This is a genomic window from Catellatospora sichuanensis, from assembly GCF_007483665.1.
GTDB lineage: Bacteria > Actinomycetota > Actinomycetes > Mycobacteriales > Micromonosporaceae > Catellatospora > Catellatospora sichuanensis.
On the sequence record NZ_ML660193.1, the window covers coordinates 47,172 to 71,307 of the forward strand.

Annotated in this window: 19 protein-coding genes; 8 read left to right on the top strand and 11 right to left on the bottom strand. The window is 67.6% G+C overall.

Annotated elements, in window-relative coordinates; genetic code table 11:
• The first annotated feature begins 258 nt into the window (after positions 1 to 258).
• The 6 genes from FLL47_RS14060 (at position 259) to FLL47_RS14080 (ending at position 8,881) form a co-directional block, all read left to right on the top strand.
• On the top strand, positions 259 to 3,579 hold the full coding sequence (locus FLL47_RS14060) for an error-prone DNA polymerase (RefSeq protein ID WP_144120965.1): 3,321 nt from the start codon (positions 259 to 261) through the stop codon (positions 3,577 to 3,579).
• Positions 3,580 to 3,912: 333 nt separating this feature from the next.
• The gene (locus FLL47_RS42920; protein ID WP_186315727.1) at positions 3,913 to 4,077 is read left to right on the top strand and encodes a hypothetical protein; all 165 of its coding nucleotides are present in this window, start codon (positions 3,913 to 3,915) and stop codon (positions 4,075 to 4,077) included.
• Between the two features lie 149 nt (positions 4,078 to 4,226).
• Complete coding sequence (locus FLL47_RS14065; protein ID WP_144120966.1) at positions 4,227 to 4,604, top strand: RidA family protein; 378 nt, start codon at positions 4,227 to 4,229, stop codon at positions 4,602 to 4,604.
• 181 nt (positions 4,605 to 4,785) lie between these two features.
• Positions 4,786 to 5,262, top strand: coding sequence for a VOC family protein (locus FLL47_RS14070; protein ID WP_144120967.1), 477 nt, complete (start codon positions 4,786 to 4,788; stop codon positions 5,260 to 5,262).
• A 188-nt stretch (positions 5,263 to 5,450) separates the two neighbouring features.
• Positions 5,451 to 6,707: a C39 family peptidase gene (locus tag FLL47_RS14075; RefSeq protein WP_144120968.1), complete on the top strand. Its 1,257-nt coding sequence runs from the start codon at positions 5,451 to 5,453 to the stop codon at positions 6,705 to 6,707.
• 581 nt (positions 6,708 to 7,288) lie between these two features.
• A complete protein-coding gene (locus tag FLL47_RS14080; protein ID WP_144120969.1) occupies positions 7,289 to 8,881 on the top strand; it encodes an alkaline phosphatase D family protein in 1,593 nt (530 codons plus the stop codon).
• Positions 8,882 to 9,240: 359 nt separating this feature from the next.
• On the opposite strand, the gene FLL47_RS14085 is transcribed toward FLL47_RS14080, so the two are convergent.
• The 5 genes from FLL47_RS14085 to FLL47_RS14100 all read right to left on the bottom strand — a co-directional run bounded on the left by FLL47_RS14085 (position 9,241) and on the right by FLL47_RS14100 (position 12,781).
• Complete coding sequence (locus FLL47_RS14085; RefSeq protein WP_144120970.1) at positions 9,241 to 9,585, bottom strand: DNA alkylation repair protein; 345 nt, start codon at positions 9,583 to 9,585, stop codon at positions 9,241 to 9,243.
• Positions 9,586 to 9,952: 367 nt separating this feature from the next.
• The gene (locus FLL47_RS14090) at positions 9,953 to 10,366 is read right to left on the bottom strand and encodes a hypothetical protein (RefSeq protein ID WP_144120971.1); all 414 of its coding nucleotides are present in this window, start codon (positions 10,364 to 10,366) and stop codon (positions 9,953 to 9,955) included.
• Between the two features lie 624 nt (positions 10,367 to 10,990).
• Positions 10,991 to 11,836 carry a fructosamine kinase family protein gene (locus FLL47_RS14095; RefSeq protein ID WP_246157909.1) on the bottom strand — a complete coding sequence of 282 codons (846 nt, stop codon included), beginning with the start codon at positions 11,834 to 11,836 and terminating at the stop codon, positions 10,991 to 10,993.
• 10 nt (positions 11,837 to 11,846) lie between these two features.
• Positions 11,847 to 12,053, bottom strand: a complete 207-nt coding sequence (locus FLL47_RS44025; RefSeq protein WP_246157910.1) for a hypothetical protein — start codon at positions 12,051 to 12,053, stop codon at positions 11,847 to 11,849.
• A gap of 317 nt (positions 12,054 to 12,370) precedes the next feature.
• Positions 12,371 to 12,781, bottom strand: coding sequence for an organic hydroperoxide resistance protein (locus FLL47_RS14100; protein ID WP_144120972.1), 411 nt, complete (start codon positions 12,779 to 12,781; stop codon positions 12,371 to 12,373).
• Positions 12,782 to 12,924: 143 nt separating this feature from the next.
• On the opposite strand from FLL47_RS14100, the gene FLL47_RS14105 reads away from it, so the two are divergent.
• Entirely contained in the window at positions 12,925 to 13,839 is a 915-nt protein-coding gene (locus FLL47_RS14105; RefSeq protein WP_144120973.1) for an AraC family transcriptional regulator, read from the top strand.
• A 234-nt stretch (positions 13,840 to 14,073) separates the two neighbouring features.
• Complete coding sequence (locus FLL47_RS14110) at positions 14,074 to 14,469, top strand: YxiG-like protein (protein WP_246157911.1); 396 nt, start codon at positions 14,074 to 14,076, stop codon at positions 14,467 to 14,469.
• 149 nt (positions 14,470 to 14,618) lie between these two features.
• On the opposite strand, the gene FLL47_RS14115 is transcribed toward FLL47_RS14110, so the two are convergent.
• The 6 genes from FLL47_RS14115 to FLL47_RS14140 all read right to left on the bottom strand — a co-directional run bounded on the left by FLL47_RS14115 (position 14,619) and on the right by FLL47_RS14140 (position 23,681).
• Entirely contained in the window at positions 14,619 to 15,860 is a 1,242-nt protein-coding gene (locus FLL47_RS14115) for an RNA polymerase sigma factor (RefSeq protein ID WP_144120974.1), read from the bottom strand.
• Complete coding sequence (locus tag FLL47_RS14120) at positions 15,857 to 16,180, bottom strand: YciI family protein (RefSeq protein ID WP_144120975.1); 324 nt, start codon at positions 16,178 to 16,180, stop codon at positions 15,857 to 15,859. The genes FLL47_RS14115 and FLL47_RS14120 overlap by 4 nt, the downstream gene beginning before the upstream one ends.
• Positions 16,181 to 16,204: 24 nt before the next feature.
• The gene (locus FLL47_RS14125; protein ID WP_144120976.1) at positions 16,205 to 16,861 is read right to left on the bottom strand and encodes a dihydrofolate reductase family protein; all 657 of its coding nucleotides are present in this window, start codon (positions 16,859 to 16,861) and stop codon (positions 16,205 to 16,207) included.
• Positions 16,862 to 17,568: 707 nt separating this feature from the next.
• Complete coding sequence (locus FLL47_RS14130) at positions 17,569 to 18,948, bottom strand: lipase/acyltransferase domain-containing protein (protein ID WP_144120977.1); 1,380 nt, start codon at positions 18,946 to 18,948, stop codon at positions 17,569 to 17,571.
• A complete protein-coding gene (locus FLL47_RS14135) occupies positions 18,945 to 22,286 on the bottom strand; it encodes a tetratricopeptide repeat protein (RefSeq protein WP_144120978.1) in 3,342 nt (1,113 codons plus the stop codon). The genes FLL47_RS14130 and FLL47_RS14135 overlap by 4 nt, the downstream gene beginning before the upstream one ends.
• Positions 22,287 to 23,681 (bottom strand): ATP-binding protein, encoded by a 1,395-nt coding sequence (locus tag FLL47_RS14140; RefSeq protein WP_144120979.1) that lies wholly within the window; start codon positions 23,679 to 23,681, stop codon positions 22,287 to 22,289.
• Between the last annotated feature and the right edge of the window lie 455 nt (positions 23,682 to 24,136).

Sequence of the window (24,136 nt, forward strand, 5' to 3'; positions counted from 1 at the left end):
TTGTATCGAGGAAAAAGGGCGAATCGGAAACACCGCGCCGCACTAACAGTAGTTATGCAACTACTTTGTGTTGGCAGTCTCCGGCCGGCTGTGGGTGCATAAATGCCGACCACCCGACACCTTCTCAACAGCCATGGCCGACCATCGTGGGAGAAATGGCCAACTATCCGGGGGAAAGGCCAACTAAGTCTGGGAGTAACAGCGGTGATGTTCAGGGATCCCGAGCAGGTCACGAAACTGGATTAGTACACTTGTTCGATGAAGTGGCACGGTGCGAATGATCTCCCCTGGGCTGACCTGCACAGGCGGCTTACCGGAGGTCCGGTTGTCGATGTCCTGGCCGACGCAGACGGCGGCGACAGCCCAGCGTTCACCCGTCACCGCGAGGCCTACATACCGCCGCCGATCGAACGGCCCACGACGGCAGTGCCCTACGCCGAGCTGCACTGCCACAGCAACTTCTCCTTCCTCGACGGCGCATCGAGCCCGGAAGAACTCGTCGAAGAGGCCGTCCGGCTCGGCCTGAACGCCCTGGCGATCACCGACCACGACGGCATGTACGGCGTGGTCCGGTTCGCCGAGGCCGCCCGCGAGCACAACCTGCAGACGGTGTTCGGCGTCGAACTGTCCCTGGGCCGCGGCGGCCGGACCGGGATGCCAGACCCGCCCGGTGAGCATCTGCTCCTGCTGGCCGAGGGCCAGGAGGGCTACCACCGGCTCGCCGGGGTGCTGGGCGACGGCCACCTGGCCGGCGGCGAGAAGGGAATGCCCCGCTACGACCTCGCCCAGGCCGCCGACCGGCTACGCGGACACGTCGTGGCCCTGACCGGCTGCCGCAAAGGCTCCGTGAAGCAGGCAGTCGCCGACAGCAACCCGGCCGCCGCCACGGCCGCGCTGGAGCAGCTGGTCGACCTGTTCGGCCATGACCATGTCGCGGTCGAGCTGACCGACCACGCCAACCCGCTCGACAGCGAGCACAACGACCTGCTGGCCCACCTCGCTGCGGCTGCTCGGCTCCCGGTTCTGGCGACCAACGCCGTGCACTACCACGCGCCGAAACGGCGGCGGCTGGCCGAGATCGTGGCGGCGGTGCGCTCAAACCGCAGCCTCGACGACATCGCGCCGTGGCTGGGCACCCCGACGGCATACTTGCGCTCAGGGCAGGAGATGGCGCACCGGATGCGGGCCTACCCCACCGCCGTGCCGTACTCGGTCGAACTCGCGGGCCGGTGTGCGTTCGATCTGCAGCTGATCGCGCCGAACCTGCCGCCGTACCCGGTGCCGGACGGTCACGACGAGGACTCCTGGCTGCGACACCTGGCGTACGAGGGCGCCGCCCGCCGGTACGGGCCACCGTCGGCGCACCCGGAGGCGTATGCGCAGATCGACCGCGAGTTGAAGATCATCGCCGAGTTGTGGTTCGCCGGCTACTTCCTGGTGGTCTACGACATCGTCGAGTTCTGCCGGGTCAGCAACATCTACTGCCAGGGCCGCGGGTCGGCCGCGAACTCGGCGGTCTGCTACGCCCTGCGGATCACCAACGCCGATCCGATCCACCACCGGCTGCTGTTCGAGCGGTTCCTGGCCCCAGAACGCGACGGCCCGCCCGACATCGATGTCGACATCGAATCCGACCGGCGCGAGGAAGTGATCCAGCACGTCTACGCCACCTACGGCCGCCGGCACACCGCCCAGGTCGCCAACGTGATCACGTACCGGCCGCGGTCGGCGGTGAGGGACGTGGCCAAGGCATTCGGGTTCTCCCCCGGCCAGCAGGACGCGTGGAGCAAGACCCTGGACCGCTGGCACGACATCAGCCCCGACGCCGCCGCCGGCATCCCCGAACACGTCGTCACCTACGCCGGCGAACTGCTGTCCGCACCCCGGCATTTGGGCATCCACTCCGGCGGCATGGTCATCTGCGACCGACCAGTGACCGAGGTCTGCCCCGTCGAGTGGGCGCGGATGCCCGGGCGCAGCGTCCTGCAATGGGACAAGGACGACTGCGCCGCCGCCGGACTGGTCAAGTTCGACCTGCTGGGCTTAGGGATGCTGTCGGCACTGCGCTACGCCCACGAGTTCCTCGGCAACGACCTCGACCTCGGCGAGCTGCGCTGCGACGACCCCGAGGTCTACGAGATGCTGTGCCGCGCCGATTCCGTCGGAGTGTTCCAGGTCGAGTCGCGGGCGCAGATGTCGACGCTGCCCCGGCTCAAACCCCGCGAGTTCTACGACCTGGTCGTAGAGGTCGCGCTCATCCGACCCGGGCCGATCCAAGGCGGCTCCGTCCACCCCTACATCCGCCGCCGCAACGGCCTCGAGGAACCGCAGTACGGGCACCCGCTCATGCGCCACGCCCTGGAGAAGACCCTCGGGGTGCCGCTGTTCCAGGAGCAGATGATGCAACTCGCCATCGACGTCGCCGGGTTCACCCCCGCCGAAGCCGACCAACTGCGCCGCGCCATGGGCTCCAAACGGTCCATCGAGAAAATGGCCAAGATCAAAGGACGGCTGTACGACGGCATGGCCGCCCGCGGCATCACCGGCGCCGTCGCCGACGACGTCTATGCCAAACTCGAAGCCTTCTCCAGCTACGGATTCCCCGAATCACACTCCATCAGCTTCGCCTACCTCGTATACGCCTCAGCCTGGCTCAAGCGCTACCACCCCGCCGCGTTCTGCGCCGCACTACTCGGCGCCCAACCCATGGGCTTCTACTCCCCACAAAGCCTCGTCGACGACGCCCGCCGCCATGGCGTCACCGTCCACCGCCCCGACATCAACCGCAGCGGCGTCAAAGCCACCCTCGAACACAACCCCACCACCAGATGGGGCTCACAACCACGAGAAGCCCCCAGCCAGTGGGGCCTCGACGGGCCCGAAGTCCGCCTCGGCCTCGACCAGGTCCGAACCCTCAGCACCGACATCGCCACCCACATCGTCGACGAACGCGACAAAAACGGCCCCTACACCGACATGACCGACCTCGCACGACGAGCCGGACTCACCGCCCCACACCTCGAAGCGCTCGCGACCGCCGACGCCTTCGCCGCCTTCGGCCTCGACCGCCGCGCCGCGCTATGGGCCGCCGGCGCAGCCGCCCAGGACACCCCCGACAAACTCGCCGGCACCATCGCCGGCATACAAGCCCCGCCCCTGCCCGGCATGGACGAAGCCGACCTGCTCGTCGCCGACGTCTGGGCCACCGGCCTGTCCCCCGACAACCACCCGATCAAACTCGTCCGCCCCAGCCTCGACGCCGACGGCGTCCTACCGATCGACCGGCTGCGCAGCGTGCCCGACAAGACCCGGATACAGGTCGGCGGACTGGTCACCCACCGGCAGCGGCCCGCCACCGCCCAAGGCGTCACCTTCCTCAACCTCGAAGATGAAACCGGAATGCTCAACGTCATCTGCTCGCCCGGCATGTACTCCCGCTACCGGGCAATGCTGACCCGCCACAACGCGCTCGTCGTCCGCGGACAACTCGAGTCAGCGTCCGGCGTGCTCAACCTCGTCGCGGACAAGGTCACCCCACTGCAGATTGCCACCCGGCCCGCCAGCCGCGACTTCCGTTAGGTCGAAACTCAGGACCGAGTCGAAGATCAGCCGGTCGCCCACTTGCGCGGCCCGCTGCCTCTGCGCCATTCACGCACCGGCATCAGTGACGCCAGGACGGCCCACATCGCATCGGGGATGCTAGAGCCTCCAAGCGTCACACGGTCGGGCCGACCGCGTGCCGTTCCGATCGGGGACGAGGACCTGCGGTCGTCCCGGTCCGTCTTGGAGCGGGCGTGTGGCTGCCGAACGGCCGCACCGCCAGGAAGCCCAGTGATAATCTTGAATTGCTGGAGAACTCCGCGACCGCCCGCGCCTCAGGCGGTCGCCATCACGAAGCCTGAGGCCCGCGACATGGACCCCCTGCTGTTGTTCGGCATCGTCGTCATCGCCTTGTTCGTGCTGTTCCGCATCCGTCCCGGCGGCGGCGGGCGGCTCACCGACCTGGGCGACGCCTTCTGGATCGCCATCCCCATAGCCTTGCTGTTGTTGTGCTTGATAGGCGCCGGCCTGCTTTAGCCCGCACGACCTGACCGGCACCGGCCCACGACAGGGGAGCTGCCAGCCCGATTCGGAGAACTATCCGGCCGGCTGGCGACCGCGGGCGGCGAGTAGGTTCGCTCCTGCGTCACAAACCCCAGAACCCATCGCCGACCAGCAGGTCGACAATGCCGAAAAGGACCATCACAGCCGAGGGTGCCGCACCGCCCGGTGGACCGTACTCGCACACCGTGGTCGCAGGTGATCACGTGTTCCTTGCCGGGGCGTGTCCAGCCCTGCCGGACGGCACGTGGGTGAAGGGCACGTTCGCCGAGCAGGCCGGGGCCGCCTTCGCCAACCTGGCCGCGGTTGCCCGCACCGCTGGCGGCGACCTGAGCCAAGCGGTCCGGGTCGAGCTCTACCTGCGGGACTTCGCCGACTTCGACACGATGAACGAGATCTACGTGGAGTTCTTCGGCACCGAGAACCTGCCGGCCCGCACCACCATCCCCGTCGCGCTCGACGGTTTCGACATCGAGATCGACGCCGTCCGCTACCTCGGGTAGTGGTCAAGAGTAGGGTGCACGTCGTCGCAGCTGTTCGCGCTGCTAATCGGCAAGGTAGCCGCACGGGGCAGCCCTCCTCGCCTACGCCGGACGCGCCGGCTCAACTCGCCCGACGTCGCCGGTTTTACGGTCCCGCCGAGTGATACCCGTTGTCGGTGGCCGGGTCCCATACCCTCGCGCCATGACTATCGGCATCGAATGCATCCTGCAGGTCAAGATCCCGGTCTCCGACCTGCGGCGCAGCGTCGCCTGGTACACCCGCGTTTTCGACCTGCGCCTGGCCTGGGAGTTCGTCGAAGAAGGCGTTGTACGCGGCGCGGTGTTGACCGACCAGCACGAGCGGTTCCTCATCGGCCTGCGCGACCGGGCCGTCATCCCCAGTCGGCCGGAGTTTCCCGGATTCGATCTGTTCAGCTTCGGCGTCGGCTCGGTAGCGGTCCTGGAAGACCTGGCGCGCCGCTTCGACGATCTCGACGTCGAGCACGGGCCGCTCATCGACCGGGGGGCCGGCGGCGGCGTCCAGCTCGACGTGCCCGACCCGGACGGGACGGTGATCCGTTTCCTGTCGCCCTTCGGGGAACATCCGCCGTTCGCCGGGGTCGAGTTCCATGCCGACGGTCCGCCGTCCTTCTACGACACCTCCCGGCTCACGGTCTAGATCGCTCGGCCGTGACGGCGGGGATGACGGAGCGGTCGCTGTCCTGCACGACGCCGAAGACGCACCGAAACATTGGCGCCGAAGCGATCCGCACCCTGGTTGCCCGCCTTCACAAACCGATCAGGCATTGTGAAAAATACCTTCGTCGAGGGAGTCTTTATCGAAGTTTCCCATCGTGAGGAGAGTTCATGGAGCGCAGGGCAGTCCTCCGGTCGACATTGGCAGCGGGCGCCTCGATCGGCATCGCAGGCGTCGCCGGCCCCGCGTGGGCGGCGAAGCCCCCGCCGCCGCCCGGGCCGCGCAACATCGCCTACAAGGGTTGGACGTCGGCCGCCGACTTCGGCACGGGTGCCCATCTCGGCACCGCGACATCGGGTGACGCCTTGCGCATCACGTCCGCGGCCGGCCAGTTCACCTATCTCGGATCGAGCTACGACTACGCGAGCTGGACGTCACCGATGGTGACCACCGGGTTCCCGGCTACCGAGGCGATCGCATCCTGGACCGCTGACACGCCCGGAGCCACGTGGGTGCAGGTGGAACTGCGAGGCGTGACCGCGGCGGGCAACACCTCGGCCTGGAAGATCATGGGACGGTGGGCCGCAGACGATGCCAGCGTGCAGCGCACGTCCGTGCCGGGCCAGACCGACGGCGACGGCGGCATCGCGATCGACACCTGGACCGCGGCCGCCGGTCGGGAACTGATCAGCTGGCAGGCGCGGGTAACCCTGTACCGGCCGGCCGGCGGCTCGCTCACACCCGTGGTGCGCAGCCTCGGCGCGGTCGCCTCCGCCGTGTCCGGGGCCGGCACGGCGACGCTGCCGGCCGTGGCGCAGGGCATCACGCTCAACGTGCCGCAGTACTCGCAAGACATCCACGCAGGGCAGTACCCGCAGTACAACGGGGGCGGCGAGGCGTGGTGCAGCCCGACTTCGACGTCAATGGTGGTCGCGTTCTGGGGCACCGGCCCCACTCCTGCCGACTACGCATGGGTCAATCCGAGCTACGCCGATCCGTGGGTCGACCATGCCGCCCGCCACACCTACGACCTGAACTACCAGGGCACCGGCAACTGGCCGTTCAACACCGCGTACGCGGGCCGGTTCGGCCTGGACGGCTTCGTCACGCGGCTGCGCTCGCTCAACGAGGCGGAGAAGTTCATCGCCGCCGGTATCCCGCTGGTCTTCTCGCTGTCATTCAGCAAGAACGAGATTCCAGGCCTGTCCTATTCGACCAACGGGCACCTGCTGGTGCTGGTCGGCTTCTCGGCGACCGGTCAGCCGGTGTTGAACGATCCCGCCGCGGCGACCAACGCGGCCGTACGCAAGACCGTCGGGCGCGCCGCGTTCGAGGCGGCATGGCTGAGGACCAGCGGCGGCGTCGTGTACGTGATCAAGCAGCCGGGCGTAGCCCTCCCGCCTCCCCCGGCCCAGGCCAACTGGTAGTCGACCGCGCCGGCGGCATCGGCCTCGACCGGATTCCGGCCGAGGCCGAGGCCGCCGGCCGCAGTCTTGCTCCGCACACCTGGACGCTGGTGGCCGCCGACGACCGTGGCCTGCTCGGACATGTGGTCATGTGCCGGCCGCCGAGTCCGCTGGTCCACCTTGCCGACCGCGACGACGCCGAGATCCGCTTGCTGGCAACTTTTGGGAGGGGACGTCAGCTTCCTGGCATACGAGCTCGCCCTGTAGACCGGCGGACTCGGCCAGGCCGGTTGCTGCGGTGAACGCCGCGTCCTGCAACTCCGGCATCTTAATGAGGGACCACCCACCGTCGAGCCTGCTGACCCGCCATACCTGCCCGATCCAGCGCCGCTGCCAAGAGGTCCGCAGCGGCAGGCGGGCGAGCAGGATCGACACGATTCGCCGATGAGGTCCCGTACGACGGTTCGGACGAGGGTGAGACCGCGCCGGGGGCTGAACGTCCGATGCACGTTATCGATCTTGTCGTACTGCCACGCGGGGCCTGCCGGGTGCTCACCTGACGGCCATCCGCCGGTCATGATGCGCCATTACACCTATCCGGCATGACCAGTTCCCCCCTGCATGACAAGGCCACGTCCGTCGACCGGCGGCGATTCCTCACTGGCGTCGCCACCGTCGCCGGCGCCGCCGCGCTGGCCCAGATGACCGCGGGCGAGGCCACCGCTTCGCCTCGCCCGGTCGGCGGCGAATACCCGTTCCAGCTCGGTGAGGCCAGCGGCGACCCCACCTCCTCGGGCTTCGTGCTCTGGACTCGCCTCGTCCCGCGGCCGTTCGAGCCCGGTGGCGGCATGCCGCCCCGGGCGGTCTCTGTCGACTGGCAGGTCAGCGAGGATGCTCACTTCCGCCGCATCGTCCGCGAGGGCGTCGCGCGGGCGCTGCCGAGCCTGGCGCACTCCGTCCACGTCGAGGTCGACGGGCTGCGGCCGGATCGGGAGTGGTTCTACCGCTTCCGTTACCGCGGCGACGTGTCACCCGTCGGGCGCACCCGGACCGCGCCGCACGTGCGGGCCGCGGGCGGCTCTCTCGCCTTCGCGTTTGCGTCCTGCCAGGACTGGACCAGCGGCTACTACCCGTCGTACCGGCACATGGCCCAGGAAGATCTCGACCTGGTGCTGCACCTCGGGGACTACGTCTATGAGGGCGGCATCCCCGCCGACGGCGGCTACCGGCGTACGCCCACGCCGCAGATCCTGCGCGACGCGCCCCGCGACCTGGAGCGCTGGCGGATGCAGTACGCGCTCTTCAAGAGCGACCCCGACCTGCAGGCCGCGCACGCGCGCTTCCCGTGGGCGGTCACCTGGGACGACCACGAGGTGCAGAACGACTACGCCAACACGCAGTCGCAGTACGAAGGCGACATCGGGGCGCTGCGTGCGGCGGCCTACCAGGCCTGGTACGAGCACCAGCCGGTCCGGGCCCCCGCCGCCCCCGGCCCGCATGGTCCGCGGATCTACCGGCGCCTGCGGTGGGGGCAGCTGGCGCAGATCGACGTCGTCGACGGGCGGCAGTACCGCAGCATCCCGCCGTGCGGGTGGGGCGAGGCGGCCGCCTGCGCCGAGGCGTACCAACCGGAAGTGACGATGCTGGGCGCGAAGCAGGAGCGATGGCTCTATGACGGCCTGGCGGCGTCGTCGGCGAAGTGGAACGTGCTCGCCAGCAACGTGATGCTTGCGCGCCTGGACCACGACGGACCCGCCGGCGACCTATTGTGGCACGACGCGTGGGACGGCTTCCCGTCCGCGCGCAACCGGCTCACCGAGGCCTGGGTACGCCACGGGGTGTCGAACCCCGTCGTGGTGACCGGCGACTGGCATTCCACGTTCGTCAACGACATCCTGCGGGACTTCGACGATCCGCAGTCGCCGGTGGTGGCGACCGAGTTCGTCGGGACGTCGATCTCCAGCAACGGCGACGGCGAGGTCTACGGCCCGTACTACGGTCCGATGATCGGGTTCAACCCGCACATCAAGTTCTTCGACGGCGACCGCCGCGGCTACGTCCGCTGCCGGCTGGACGCCACGGGCATGCGGACCGACCTGCAGATGGTGAGGACCGTGAGCCGGGCGGACGCGCCGCAGTCCACGTTCGGATCGTTCTTCGTCGAGTCCGGGCGGCCCGGGGCGCAGCGGATCTGATGCGCCTCACGGGATCCGGGACCGTGCCGCTCGCCCAGCACGGGAGGCGACCGACGTCCCGGATCCCGCCGGTCGCGTCGTCAGCGAGGTGCCGCACCTTCGGCCTGCGTCGGCTGCCGTGCCAGCAGTTCAGGTCCGCCCGGCCAGGGAACGGCCGGGCCGACCCGCTGTCGTCGTGTCAGATGAGCTTGGCGAACGCAGCTCAGGTGTTGGGCCGGGGATGCCGTCGACCGGGCCGGTGTACCCGCCGAGCTGCGCCATCCGCTGCAGGGCGGAGTACGTGTTGAGCGCTCGCGCAAGCCGTCTGGAGTGCGGCCAGCTTGCCGGGGCCGCGAACCCCATGATCAACGCGGTGCGGCTCAGCGGCCGAAGGCCAGGTAGTGCCGCCGCTGTTCGGGCTCCAGGTGCTCGATCGCCGCGCGCAGCAGGACGCGCGGTGCCGTAGCGGCGTACCGGTCGAGGTAGTCCAGCAGCCGGGCGCGGTCGGTCTTGCCAGCCTCGCGAAGCATGCCTCCGGTGGTCGAGGCGAGCATCAGATGGTCGTCGTCTGCCAGAATCTCGGCGAGCGCGAAGGTGTCGTCGACCTGCCCGCGGCGCAGAAAGTGCAGCGTGCAGAAGATCGCGATCCGTTCATAGCGAGCATGAGACCACGTCCTGGGCGTCCCCAGAGCCCGGACCGCAGGCCAATCGATAGACTCGAACATACCCGTGTATGTTCGATGGTGGGCGATACTGGGATCGAACCAGTGACCTCTTCCGTGTGCACGCGGTGAGGACCTGCCTTCCCGTGTCGCCCACCATCGACGCGCCTGGAATTTGGCGCAGCCGTCCGCATCTGGAAGCGCTCGGCAGAGGCGGGAGTCAGCGGGTTCGCTGACTTTTCGCTGACTCTCCAGCCGAAGATCACCCCACTCCCCGAGCGTCGCCAGTCAGGCGCACCGCCAGTTTGGAAGACCGCCGAGAACCGATCGGGATGCCCGAAACGCTGGATCGGTGTCGCCAAGCATCTGCCCGCTGGTGCCCGCCCGAGGCCTGTAGCGGCATGCCGATCTGGCACGCTACTGACATGTGCTACGGGGCGTCGTCTCCGTCGTCAAGTTCGTCTGCCGCATCCCACTCGCTGCGGCGTGCCGCGTACTCAGCGAACACCTGGCGTAGGCCGTCGTGCTGCTCCTTCACTGTGAGGAACTGATCGAGCAGATCGAACAGCTGGTCATGGGCCGCAGTCTCAGCCTCGGCAGACAGCTGCCGGGCAGGTTGGAGCCCGACTCCAGGGGTCAGTTCGAGGACCAACGCTGACCACACCAGCGAACTCTCGCTGCCGAGCCGGACCAGGAGCCACTCGCGGAAGCCCTCCAGCAGCATCCAGCCCATAGCTGCGTCACAGCCGGTTACGAACGAGGTGGTCTCGGCGTAATTCTGTACGCCATACATGCCTGGCCTCAGGCGTACTCGCTGGAACAGGTCGCGAAAGTGGCTGATCATGCACGTCATCATGCCGCACTCTCGCGCTGCTGGCTGGTGATGACTGGTGATCTCCTTGCGACGGCAGTCTCAGACCAAGCCAGGGGTTCTCAGTGCCGGCAAGGGCTCGGCGTAGCCGACCGCGTAGCGGCTTGGCCCTTGCCGGCACTGAGGTTCGCTGGCATGCCCTCCGGGTGGCGTCGTAAGGAGATCACCACCCCAACCCTTCCCCTCCAACCCCTTCCGCAGCTGCGCCGGGTGCATCTCTGAAGCGGTGGCCGGGGTTCGGGGCAGAGCCCCGAGGTCTGAGGAAGCTGTGGTACTCGGACATGACGGCATCACGGGAGGGACGGCCTGGTCCACGATGACAGTCCGAACTCGGCCTCAGGGTTCCTAGGTGAACACTGCGGCTGGCGCCCGCGTCCCCCGCGCGGGCCGGAGGCAGAGCGCGGGGGGAGACGCGGTGCGCCGGGCCGCGCGTGCGCGGCCCTTGATCTTTGAAGGGGCCTATTCGGCAGACGGTCCAGAACCCCAAGTCACTCAGAGACAGAAAGAGAGCACATCCATCAATGGGATGTGCTCTCTTTGCTGGTGGACCATACGTGGCAGAATCCGACCGCATTCCGGCAGCTCACGGCCCGATTTTTACCGTACCGGCGGTACGCACGCGCCGAATGTAGCCCGTTCAATATCCCGCGACGAGCGTCTGGCATCCCGAGGTCCAGCTGGCACTCGTCGTCGGCCTGCAGGGCCAAGTATCCGGATCTGCCGATGTCCGGATGTTCCTGGCGGCTGTCCGTTAGGGATCGGCGGATTCTGGCGGTCATCGCAACAGCGCTGGCGGAACGGGGCAAGCGTGGCGCGGATCTGGTCGCCCGCGCCCCAGTCGTCGTCGAACTGGGCGATCACGGCGAGGTGCTGTCGCAGCTGAACAATCGGCATGCGGGCTCGCCAGTCGCCATCGAGGGAGGTCAGCTCTGCATAGACCTCAAAGAACCGTTGCGCCTCGGGCGGGGGCGCGGTGGACCACACATGGGCGAGGTCGACCTCGGCCCACATATAGGACACGGCCGGGTCGATCAGCGCGGGCTCGCCGTCCGGGGTGGCCAGGACGTTCTGCGCCCACAGGTCGCCGTGCGTCAGGCACGCCGGCCGGTCCGGCAGCAGGTCGGGTAGCCGGTGACACAGCCGCTCCAGCGCCGCCCGGTCTCCGGCGTCGAGCGCCGCCTCGACGCGAGGCTCCCCGAGCCACCGCAGCAGTCGGTGCTGTGCGAAGAAGGTAAACCCGTCGTCATCCCAGGTATTGGCCTGCCGGCGGCGGCCCAGCCAATTGTCGCGGTGCCACCCAAAGCGAGGATGGGTCGTGCTCATGTGCAGGCGGGCGAGCTCATGCGCGAACCGCTCCCAGAAGGTCTCGCTACGCGGCCTCGGCCGCAGCACCGACAACACAAGCAGTTCCCGGTTCGCCAGGATCACCTCGGGTGTCGCCACGCCGCCGAGCTCACGCAGGGCGCCCTTCGGCCTCCGCGACGAAGACATCGTCAGCCGGCGGTTCGGCGAATGCCTTGGCGAAAACCGACGGCGCGTCCCGGCGGGTGGCTGTGCCCGCGAGCGCCGCGACCCCACCCGTCGCCGGCTCGATCGTGACGATGTCGCGCATCCCGGCCCGGTGCAGGCACTCCAGCAGCAACGTCGTCGAGCGCATCACGGCGGGCTCCTCTTGTCCGGGTGCTTGCTGTTCGCCAGATCTTATGTAAACAACAGTTGGCCACCTCCCGAGGACCGACCTCCGGGTCCAGGATCCGACGACCCAGCACGCCGCGATCAGCGCGTTTATCTAACGAAGCCCGTTGTACGTAAGGGGATCCGTCAGCGGACACCCGATGATCCTGAACCCTGACCACGACTACCGAGTCAACTGCCACCAGCGGTTTCTCACATAGCCTGTCCGCACCGAGAAAGACGACGCCACCTGGATCGCCGACTCCGACGATTGCGGTCCAGGTGGCGTCCAGCGTGCGTCGGTTACTCGGTGAGCAGCTCGACCGGGATGTTGCCGCGCGTGGCGTTGGAATACGGGCATACCTGGTGGGTGGCCTCGATGAGCTCGCGACCGACATTCCGGGGCAGGTTCTCTGGCAGCTTCGTCCGCAGGGTGACTTCGAGCTGGAAGCCGCCTTGCCCGTTGGGGACGAGACCGACCTCGGCGGTGACCGACATGCCCGAGACGTCGATCTTCTTCTTCTGCGCCACCAGCTGCATGGAAGTGGCGAAGCAGGCGGCGTAGCCCGCCGCGAAGAGTTGCTCGGGGTTGGTCCCGTCGCCGGTGCCGCCCAACTCCTTCTGGAGGGCCAGCTTGACGTCCAACTTGCCGTCCGAACTGAAGGCGCGGCCGTCGCGGCCGGTCGCGGACGCGATGGCGGTGTACTGGCTCATATCCTGCCCTTCTGGTAAACCGATCGGCCAATCTGTTTGGCGCCTTCAGCGTATGGAGATCAGGAGCCGCTCCCCATGGCTCACCGTCTCCGTTTTATATCTAATCGTCTTGCCGGACGGCGGCCTAGCGATACGATCTGGCAATGGACGTGCTCAGCGACGCAATCGGTGTCATGCGTATGGGGCGCCCGCATTCCGCTGAAATCCGCAAACACGCTCCTTGGGGAGTGCGGGCCGAGCCGTTCTTCGGGGCCGGCTTCCATGTGGTGCTGGAAGGGGCGTGCTGGCTGATCCCGCCGGATGGTGCTGCGATCGCCCTGGGTGTAGGCGATGTGGTGTGCCTGCCGCACGGCTGCGGGCACGCCCTGGCCGACAGCCCGTCGACGCCTCTGACGGGCGCACCCTCGGCCTCCCTGCCGGAGATAACGCCGAGCGCCGACGACGGCGAGAGGGCCAAGACGATCCTGCTGTGCGGCGCATACACGCTCGACCAGACCCGACCACATCCACTGTTCCAGGAGCTGCCCGAGGTCATCCACCTGCCGGCACGTCTCGGCCACCGCACGCCGCTACAAGCTGCCGTCAACCTGCTCGGCGACGAGATCGCCAACCCCGACCACGGAACCGAAGCAGTCGTATCGGCCCTGCTGGACATCATGCTGCTCTACATCCTGCGGGCCTGGCTCGACGAGCAAACCGACGACCGCCCGGCCACCGGGTGGGCCGCGACCCTACGCGACCCCGCGATCACCGCAGCGCTGCGCCACATCCACCAGGAACCCGCTCGCCAGTGGACCGTCGAAGCGCTGGGCGCGAAAGCCGGACTGTCACGGGCGGCCTTCTCCCGCCGGTTCACCTCGCTAGTCGGCAAACCGCCACTGGGCTACCTGACCTGGTGGCGCATGACCCTGGCGGCGCAACTGCTGCGCGACACCGATAAACCGGTACAGACCGTCGGGCAGCGCACCGGATACACCTCCGAATTCGCCTTCGCCAAAGCGTTCAAACGAGAGTACGGCCTGGCCCCCGGTCGGTACCGCCAGCAGTCGCGGAGGTAGTCCGGGTCAGCACGCCGTGACGACGACGGCCTCCTGTTGGACACCATCCTGATCTCCACCAGCGCCGACGATAACGTCCGCTGCTGCCGAGATGAATGCGCTCGGCATCGGCCCGGTTGTCCCGTTCGTCAGCACTGCGGTGCGCGATCATCTGAGAGTGGAGATCCCCGAGATCCAGGCAGCATTCGACGATGTATCGATCAGGCCATCGTCTTTCACGGCTTCGCCGACTACATGCGTAACTACGACATCTTCATCTACGGAACCGCCGATCCCCGTACCGGAATTGCACCACAGCACCTGCGCTACCGGTTCCTACACTGTGTTCGCGCCGTGGCCACGTCCGTTCTGTCGCCGGCGATCTGGCAGCGATCACTCGACAGGCGGCTCGTGGACTGTGAACAGGGCCGAGAGGTTGACGGATACGTATGGGGCGTCAAGTGGCAGTTGCTCTACCCGGGCATGAAGCTTGTGCGCGACTCGGTCGATGCACAGCGATGGTCGCAGGTCCTCGGTCTTGCGTTCCACGAGGCGGTCATCGAAACGAACGGCCACAACATTTCCCTTGTCTTTTCGGACCTGTCCGTCGACACCCGTAGCGGTCGGGCACACACCGTTCCTCGTGGCTGACGATGGACCGGACTTCAAGATCCCTCTTACATGACAGTGCAGTGCCGGCCGTCAGAAGCTGACGACCTCATGCGGATATATTGGGCCGGTCTGATTGCGCCGGAGCCGGCCGCCGCTGCGGGCGGGGAGTCGATCGGGATCCGTGGGCGCTACCGCAGTTGGTCGCGGCGGCGTGCCAGGTAGGCGGTCTCGGCGGTGTTGCCCGCCAGCTCGATTGCTTTGTCGTACGCCGCGCGCGACTGCTGACTGCGGCCCAGCCGGCGCCGCAGGTCGGCGCGGGTCGCGTGGTAGGCGTGATAGCCGGCCAGCTCGTCCTCAAGACGGTCGACGGCCGCCAGCGCCACCTCCGGTCCGTCGATCTCGGCGACCGCGATGGCCCGGTTGAGGGCGACGATCGCCGAGGGGTCGAGGCGGACGAGTTGGTCGTAGAGGGCGACGATCTGCGACCAGTCGGTGTCGCGGATATCGCGGGCGGAGGTGTGCACGGCGTTGATCGCGGCGAGGATCTGGTAGCGGCCCGGAGCCACCCCGGCGGCGGCAGCGGCGAGGCGCTCGCGCACGAGCCGGTGACCCTCGGCGATCAGCGCGTTGTCCCAGGCCCCACGGTCTTGCTCGTCGAGGGCGACCAGTTCGCCGCTGGCCGAAACCCGAGCGGTGCGGCGGGCCTCGGTGAGCAGCATCAGCGCCAGCGGCCCGGCCACCTCACCGTCCTCCTGCAGCAGAGCGCGGATCAGACGGGTGAGCCGGATCGCCTCGGCGGTCAGATCGTGACGTATGGGGTCGGTGTCGGGGCCGGTCGCCAGGTAGCCCTCGTTGAAGACGAGGAACAGCACGGCGAGTACGCCGGAGACGCGTGCCGGGAGATCCTGCGCGGACGGCACCCGATACGGGATGCAAGCCGCCTTGATCTTGGCCTTCGCGCGGGTAATCCGCTGCCCTATGGTGGTCTCCTGCACCAGGAAGGCGCGGGCGATCTCGGGCACGGTCGGCCCGCCGAGCATGCGCAGCGTCAGCGCGACACGGGTCTCCATCGCGAGCGCCGGGTGACAGCAGGTGAAGATCAGCCGGAGCCGGTCGTCGTCGATGGCCCCGAGAGGCTCGGGCGGGTCGTGGTCGTACAACCTCTGAGCCTCCTTGTGCTTGTCGACGCGCTTGTTCTCGCGCCGGATCCGGTCGATGGCCTTGCGGTTGGCGGTGGTGGTAAGCCAGGCAGCGGGATTGGGGGGTATGCCTTCGGCGGGCCGTCGCTCGACGGCGGTGGCGAACGCTTCGGCTGCGGGCTCTTCGGCGATGTCGAGGTCTCCGAATCGCCTGGTCAGGGCGGCGACCACCCGGGCCCACTGCTCGTGGTGGGCCCGGGTGACCGCTTCGCGGACGTCGGTCCTGTTCACAGGATCGGCCGTACCTCGAGTTTCCTGTTGCAGGCTTTGGATCCGTCGGCGGCGAGGTCGAGTGCCGCGTCGAGGTCGGCAGCCTCGATGATCCAGAAGCCGGCGAGGTATTCCTTGGACTCCAGAAAAGGCCCGTCGGTGACCATGGCCTTGCCGCCCCGGTTGTCGATGACGGTGGCCGTGTCGGGCGAGGCGAGGCCGCCGGCGAAGACCCAGTGGCCCTCGGCCTGGAGCCGGGCGTTGAACACGTCGATCGCGGCGTCTTCGTCCGGGGTGGCGACGTCGGTCTCGTCGTAGATGACGGAAATCAGGTACCGCATGTGAAGATCATCTCCCTGTGGGTGTCAAGAGCGGGTGGTGGGCCGGATGACGCCCTTGGCGTCGACTGTCGGGTACTGCGGGCGCCCGGCGGGCCGGAAGACCTGGATGGTCACGCCTTTGGAGTCGACTCGCGACTCGATCAAGTCGAGCGCGAGATCCGGGCCGGCGTCGGGGAACAACCGCGCGCCCTGGCCGAGGATCACCGGGATGACGATCAGAGTCATCTCGTCGACCAGATCATTCTCCAGCAGCCACCGGGTCAGGGCGCCACTGCCGTGCACCTGAAGCTCACCTCCCGGTTTGGCCTTGAGGTCGGCGATGGCGGTGGCGAGGTCGCCGGACAGGACGCTGGTGCCCGACCACGCCGGATCGGCCAATGTGGTCGATGCCACGTACTTGGGCCGGGTGTGCAATGCCCGCACGACGGGTTCCCAGCCGGGGACGTCCTGTTCCGTCAAGGACCCCCACGAGCCGGCGAACACCTCGTAGGTCCGCCGGCCGAGCAGGAACGCGTCGGCGCGCTGGTAGGTCTGGTTGATGAACGCCTTGGTGTCGTCGTCGCCCTTGCCGCGGGCCCATCCGCCGCGCTCGAACCCGTTCCTGCGGTCCTCATCCGACGCACCGCCGTTTCCCTGCATCACTCCGTCGATGGTGATCTGGGTCATGGTTGTCAGCTTCATGTTCGCGCTTCCTTTACTTGGTGCCGCCCTCTTGTGGGCGGCCTCACCCCTGCTACGAACACCACCGCCCCGATCCGACACTGCCTCCCGGATTTCTTTGAGAAACTTTTCCGGGATGCCAGTCGTCAGCGATCCGACAGCACGACAGTTTCGCGGCAACAGCGCTCCACTACCGCAAGCCCGCCAGTGCGGACAAGCTCTTGGACCAGATCGAGCGCGAAGATCCTGACCAGTCGTCCGCACATGCCGCGATCCGTGCGCCCAGACCCGCAAGCCCGCCGCAAGCATGCGGTTCGCACCGGGCGAATCGGACATGCTTCACGAAGCAGGTGAGTGACACGGCGAACAGAGAAGAAAGCCCAGCTCAGCGAGCCGGCCTTTCAGTAAATCTAAATTTCCGAATTGTCTTGGTGGACCATACCCGGCACAATCCGAACCGCGTTCCCGCAGCTCAGGGGCCGGTTGTGACCGTCACCGCAGTGCGATCCCGGCGAATGTGGACCGTCGGTGCCCGGCGTGCCATGTGTTGGTGTCGGAGGGACTGTGCGAACCCCGAGTACATGATCACGGTGGCATCTGACGTGCGGACTGCCTGATTGGGACGACTGGCTGCGGCACTGTGCCATTGCGGTTCTACCGATCCGGAACGCGCCTGGAGAAGTCGTACTGAGCGCGTCCCGGACCGCCGACTAGGTGCAAGCGACAGGTTAGTTCCACACCAAGACGTCGCCGCTGACGGGCGCTACAGGTGACCCTGCAGAGAGCCCGGTGACGGTGACGCTGTACGCGCCGGGTGCGAGGCCGTCGATGCTCGTTTCCATCGGGCCGCCTGACGGCTTCGGTGCCCGGGAGTCGACCACGCGGCCGGTCTCGTCGGTGACGATCACCCGGATGGCCTGTCGGCTGCCATCGGCGACGGTGACGCAGACGAGAAGGTTCTCGCCCGCGAGGATCAGGTCCGGGATCGCGACCTGCAGGCCGATGGACTCACCTGTCCGTACGTCGATGTTGCGTGCGGTGAGGATGCCCTCCAGCTCGTCCAGGGCGGCCGAGTTGCGTTGCAGGTTGCCGTGCTGGTCAGGAACTCGGCGCAGCAGCGGGCTGTCCATCGGCACATCCTGGCGACAGGCTGCCACGATAGGCACCGTCGCATCACCGAAGAGCTCTTCCGCCCGATAGGTGTCGGCCAACTCGACGGCGCCGTTGGTGAGACGAGCGGTCGTGGCAGTGGGCTGCTGGATGCCGACGATCGCGTGCGTGGCGGTCAGGCCTGCCGGACGGCCCGCCTCGGCTTTGGCGAGCGTCGAGTGAAAGGTCATCCCATCGGTGACCATACTGCTGTCGAGCTCCGGGAGACCCGCTTCGGTGGTCTTGACGAGGTTGCGACCGCTCTCGATGCAGGCGTACTCCGGCAGCAGTTGATACATCGACGGCATGCTGCGAACCAAGCCGGTAAGATCGACAGCGAACGGTCCGAGGCCCTTGCGGGCGCCGTTGACAAGCTGCTCGAGCGACTTGGCAGCACCACGGTACGGCGTGCCCAGCGTGATGAGCTTGTGGGTGATCTCGGCCCCACCGCATTCCTCGATGTACCAACGGGCGATGAGGCCACCCATCGAGTGGCACACAAACGTGACCTGCGCATCCGCGTACCTGCCGCCCTGCTGTCGCCACCGCTGCAACGCCGGCTCGACGATCCCGGCGAGTCGGCGTGCGTTGTACCGGTTGGACAGCCGCCAGTCGTAGGCGACGGGAAGAAGATTGCCGGGCGGCGCTTCGGGGTCCGCGACAGACTCGCGGTAGCCGAGCGAACGAAGCCGCGCCATCAGCAGGTCATAGCCTTTGACGGGAGTCCACAGGCCGGGTACGACGTGCAGGTCGGGCATCAGGCCGGCGGGTTCCACGCCGTCGTCGGGGTGCTCGTCGCCGATGCCGTTGGGCAGCTGCAGCTGGCGGAGACTGTCACCCAGTGTGCGAATCGCCCGCAGCGCGGATCCGGCCGACGGGGCCCACACGAGCTTTCCATCGTGGCGCAGGGTGCTGCCGAGGATGCCTGGAAGAACGACGACAAGATCGGTGGGAGTCATGACTCGTCTCCAGGCGGTTCGTCGAGCGGCGCCGTGAGCACCGTGATCAGCGGCAGAACCGCAGGATGGTGCTCCGCGACAGTGACAAGCAAGTTGATCCACACAGCGCCCTGCTCAGAATCGATCCGGCGGGCGGCAGTCAACAGTGCCGCGGCCTGCTCGATGTCGTTGGCGGTCGCCGCGGCGACCGCAAGATAGAAGGTGGCTGTCGCACTATCGGCAGGACTCTCGGCGGCTGTCCATGCGAGCATCGCCGTCGCGGCGAGCGTGGCGATCTCGGGTTGTTGAGCCAGGTGGTGGAGCAGGGCGGCGAACTCGCCGGGGTGTGCGAGCGCGTGCAGGGTGAGCTGGGTGTCGCCAGCTTCCGCCACGGTCAGCAGCCCGGCTGCGCGGATCCCTTCGGAGCGGCCCCGCCGGGCCAGCTCGTTGATGATATCTCGGACCGTTTCGGTGAGTAGATCATCGCGCCGGTCAACGAGCAGTTCCGCTTGCCTGGAGAGACTTGCTGAGATGAATTCGCTGGCTAATACGGCCAGCAGCAGTGGCTGGTAGGCCGCTTCGACACCAGCGCGACGTGCGGCATCGCGCAGCGCGCGGTATCGCGCAGCTGACTGCTCATCAAGGGGCAGCAGCGCCTCGGTGACGGCGCTGTCGGCGTCGGCTGCTAGCAATTCGGGGTGGCGAGCGAGGTGGTCCCGTTCTGCTTCGTAGGTCGTCGTGTCGATCCACGCGTGAGCGGCGGTGAGTAGGTCGGTGTCCAGGATCAGCCAGTCAGGCACGGTGCCGGTCTGGTTGGGCCAGGCGCTATCGAACAGGTTCCGGTCGGCGGCTCGGTGCCGGCGGGCCTGCTGGCGAAGCGCGGCCACCATTGCATCGTCGTTGTCGGCCAGGTCGAGCGCTGTGGCCAACCATCCAACGGCTGCCGGTTCCAGCGGCTGCGCTGCGCGGGCCCTGGCGAGCAGCAGGTAAGCGGTGGTCGGTGGTGTGGTATCGGCAAGGATGCTCTGCCAAACCACCTCACCGGACGTATGGTCGCCGACCTCGCTATAGCGGATGCCGAGGTTGGTCAGCGCCGAGGCGAGGTTGGGGAGGTAGGCGGGATTGTCCGCCGCCTGGACACGGTAAACGGCGACCGCCTCCTCGGCAGGACCGACCGCATCCGCCCACCGACCAACCCCGCTATAGCGGACGCCGAGGTTGCTCAGCGCCCCGGCGAGGTTGGGGAGGTAGGCGGGATTGTCCGCCGCCTGGACACGGTAAACGGCGACCGCCTCCTCGGCAGGACCGACCGCGTCCGCCCACCGACCAACCCCGCTATAGCGGACGCCGAGGTTACTCAGCGCCGAGGCGAGGTCAGGGAGGTAGGCGGGATTGTCCGCCGCCAGGACGCGGCGCAGGGCGACCGCCTCCTCGGTAGGACCGACCGCGTCCGCCCACCGACCAACCTCGCTATAGCGGACGCCGAGGTTGCTCAGCGCCCCGGCGAGGTTGGGGAGGTAGGCGGGGTTGTCCGCCGCCTGGACACGGCGCAGGGCGACCGCCTCCTCGGTAGGACCGACCGCGTCCGCCCACCGACCAACCCCGCTATAGGAGGTGCCGAGGTTGCTCAGCGCCCCGGCGAGGTCAGCGAGGTAAGCGGCATTGTCCGCCGCCAGGACACGGCGCAGGGCGACCGCCTCCTCGGCAGGACCGACCGCATCCGCCCACCGACCAACCTCGCTATAGGAGCTGCCGAGGTTGCTCAGCGCCCCGGCGAGGTCAGGGAGGTAAGCGGCATTGTCCGCCGCCTGGACACGGTAAACGGCGACCGCCTCCTCGGCAGGACCGACCGCATCCGCCCACCGACCAACCCCGCTATAGCGGATGCCGAGGTTGTTCAGCGCCGAGGCGAGGTCAGGGAGGTAGGCGGGATTGTCCGCCGCCTGGACACGGCGCAGGGCGACCGCCTCCTCGGCAGGACCGACCGCATCCGCCCGCCGACCAACCTCGCTATAGCGGATGCCGAGGTTGCTCAGCGCCCCGGCGAGGTCAGGGAGGTAGGCGGGATTGTCCGCCGCCTGGACACGGTAGACAGCGACCGCCTCCTCGGCAGGACCGACCGCATCCGCCCACCGACCAACCTCGCTATAGAACGCGCCGAGGTTGCTCAGCGCCCCGGCGAGGTCAGGGAGGTAGGCGGGATTGTCCGCCGCCTGGACACGGTAGACAGCGACCGCCTCCTCGGCAGGACCGACCGCATCCGCCCGCCGACCAACCACGCTATAGATCGTGCCGAGGTTGTTCAGCGCCATGGCGAGGTTGGGGAGGTAAGCGGCATTGTCCGCCGCCTGGACACGGTAGACAGCGACCGCCTCCTCGGCAGGACCGACCGCATCCGCCCGCCGACCAACCTCGCTATAGAACGCGCCGAGGTTGCTCAGCGCCATGGCGAGGTTGGGGAGGTAGGCGGGATTGTCCGCCGCCTGGACACGGTAGACAGCGACCGCCTCCTCGGCAGGACCGACCGCATCCGCCCGCCGACCGACCCCGCTATAGATCGTGCCGAGGTTGTTCAGCGCCATGGCGAGGTTGGGGAGGTAAGCGGCATTGTCCGCCGCCTGGACACGGCGTAGAGCGACCGCCTCCTCAGTAGGAGGCAGGGCCTCCTGTCGACGGCCCCATCGTTGAAAACGGTCAGCGACGGTAAGTGCCGCGAGTGCGACATCCGGTGTCAGAGTGTGGTCCAGATGAGCTAGGTCGCGCAGGAGGTCCAAGCCCGAGGGCCCGGCATCTGCGGCATGTCGCCATGCGTAGCGCCACAGGTAGACCGGGTCTTGCGCACGTACTCCGCCCGCGAGCAATTCTCGGTATCGGGTAATGAGCGCCGCGCAGATCGGGATCGCCTGAGGGTCGAACGGCGTCTCGTGATTGGGCTGGTGCGGTAGGCGCAGGTGGTCGGCGAGGCTTTGATGGGCCAGCCGGTATACCGCGACGCCGGCTTCGCCGTCCTGCACGATGTAACGGCCCAACTCGTCCAACACCCAAAACACATCGTCGCGGACCAAACGTTCGGGCAGCGGGTCGGCGTTGGCGACGGCCAGCCACTCCTCCTCGGGCATGCCAGCGCCGTACCCGCGTGTCAGCGCTACCAGCAGTGTCCGAGCCGCGGCCCTCGTGGTCTGGTCGGGCGGGAGTTGTCGGTGCCGCGGAGCGTTGACTGCGGCGAGATCGCTCTCGAACGCCTCCTCAATGGAGCCCGCAATCCGGTCGCGCCAATCGTCACGAGACGTGTCGATCGGTGCCGCCCGCAGCTGATCCGTCACTAGCCGCGCGAGCAGGAACGGACGATCGTCGCGCATCTAGTCGCCTCCCATGACGCCGACGAGATGCGCAGCGACCCTTGCCGCGTCCATGCTGGGGTCGACATCCGCCAGCCGCGCCAGGACATAGTCGTAGAGATCCTGCCGGGTGCGCTGTTGAGCATCGACGGAGTCGAGGTCGAGTCCGGGTCCCCTGGGAGCCAGTGTGTCCAGCAGCCCAGAGCCGCCGCCCGGCCGTGGAAGATCACGAGTGGACACAATCACGACCGCGTACCGAGCAAGGCGCACAAGCAGCTCCTCAGCCAGCGAGAATGCCTCCGATCGGGCTTCGTCGACGCCGTCGATGATCACAACCGGAGGAGACGCACCCACCTCGACAGCCCGCTGCAGATGTCCCAGCAACTCCGGTGCGTTGCGGCGTTCAGCCTGGGCAAGAAGCACACCTCGGCGCACCAACTGTCCGGCGATCAGCTCCGCTGCCCGATCCACAGTCATCCCGCGCGCATGAACATGAGCGTGCACCGATCCGGCGCCGGGGTCATCATGGCTCCACGTGTGCCCATCGCTGAGCAGCCTGTCTCGTTCGCCGGGGTTGGACAAGCTTACGACCCGCCCGACGATCGCCGATTTGCCGGTGCCAGCCGAGCCCGTCACCACGTGGAGTCCGGGCAGGCCGGACCGTATCCAGGCCACGACCTGGTTGACCTCCGTCGTCCGGCCGGTGAACCATGATCGGTCCTCGATCTGCTGGCTGCCGCGCGCGGCAAGCAGCAGGTGTTCAACCACCTGTTCCGGAGCTCCGGGGTCGTACAGCGGGTTGCGGAACATCCACCAAGCGCTGCCATTCGTCCGGAGCTGTGGCGCCTGCCGGTCGCCGACCCACTCTTTCAGCAGCCCGTCACAGAGGTCATCACCGCGGACGAACTCATTGTGCACGGACCAGCGCGTCCGCAGCATCAGCGTGGTAGGGCCGAACTTCACCAGCGCCCGCAATCGCTCGCCCAGCAAGCCGTCCTGCGCGGTCTCCACCGCCTGGCACGAGGTAAGAACACCCACCCACACGTGCTGCTCGTCTGTCGGAACATGCCGCAACACCTCCGCCGCCACGTCCGCCGCCGACAGCGCCTGCCCCGAATAGCAGGTGTCCAAGATCAGCAGTAGCTGGTTTGCGCCCGAGACTGCACAATATCCCGCCACATCGTTTGCACCGATGCCAGCCGCGAGACTGCCGCCACTGTCGCGCGCCAGCAGCCGAAGCCCGTTCGGAGAGTTCCGAGCATGCCCACCCCACAGCAGCACCAGGGCACCCCCGTCAGGCAACGCGCCCTCCAGCGCCTTCAGCCCATCCCGGACCGCCTCCTCGCCGGGATCGACCACCGCCTCGCCTGCGAAGTTCGCAGCAAGCAGATCACGAAACGCGGTCGCGTCCCCCACCGCGCATGGCAGGGCTTTGTAAAGGGGATTGTCATATGAACCGACCCCGATGCCTATAAATCGGTTCACGACAACTGACGCCCCCTCGACCGACGAGTCTCAAGGTCGAACTTACACAGCTCAGGTGCCAGGAACTGTCATGAATTAGTCCTTAGGCTTCGACAAATGGTCAAACTCTTTATCCGCCATCCTCGATGCCCGGGAACGATCGGAACGATGGTGTGACCGATCATCCACCCCGATCTCAACTTCAGCCGCTGATGCGGGATCTCGTCGCCGAGCCATGGTCGCGCGCTGCCAACGAGCTGATCGACCCGATCACCAGGCTCGTCCACCCGTCGACGCCAGCATGCAACGGCAGCGCAGCAGCAAGACGGGGCACTCGACCCGAAGCGCGTTGGGGCACGGCAACCGAACCCAGAGGCATTGACCACGCACCCCAGAACTCGGCGAAT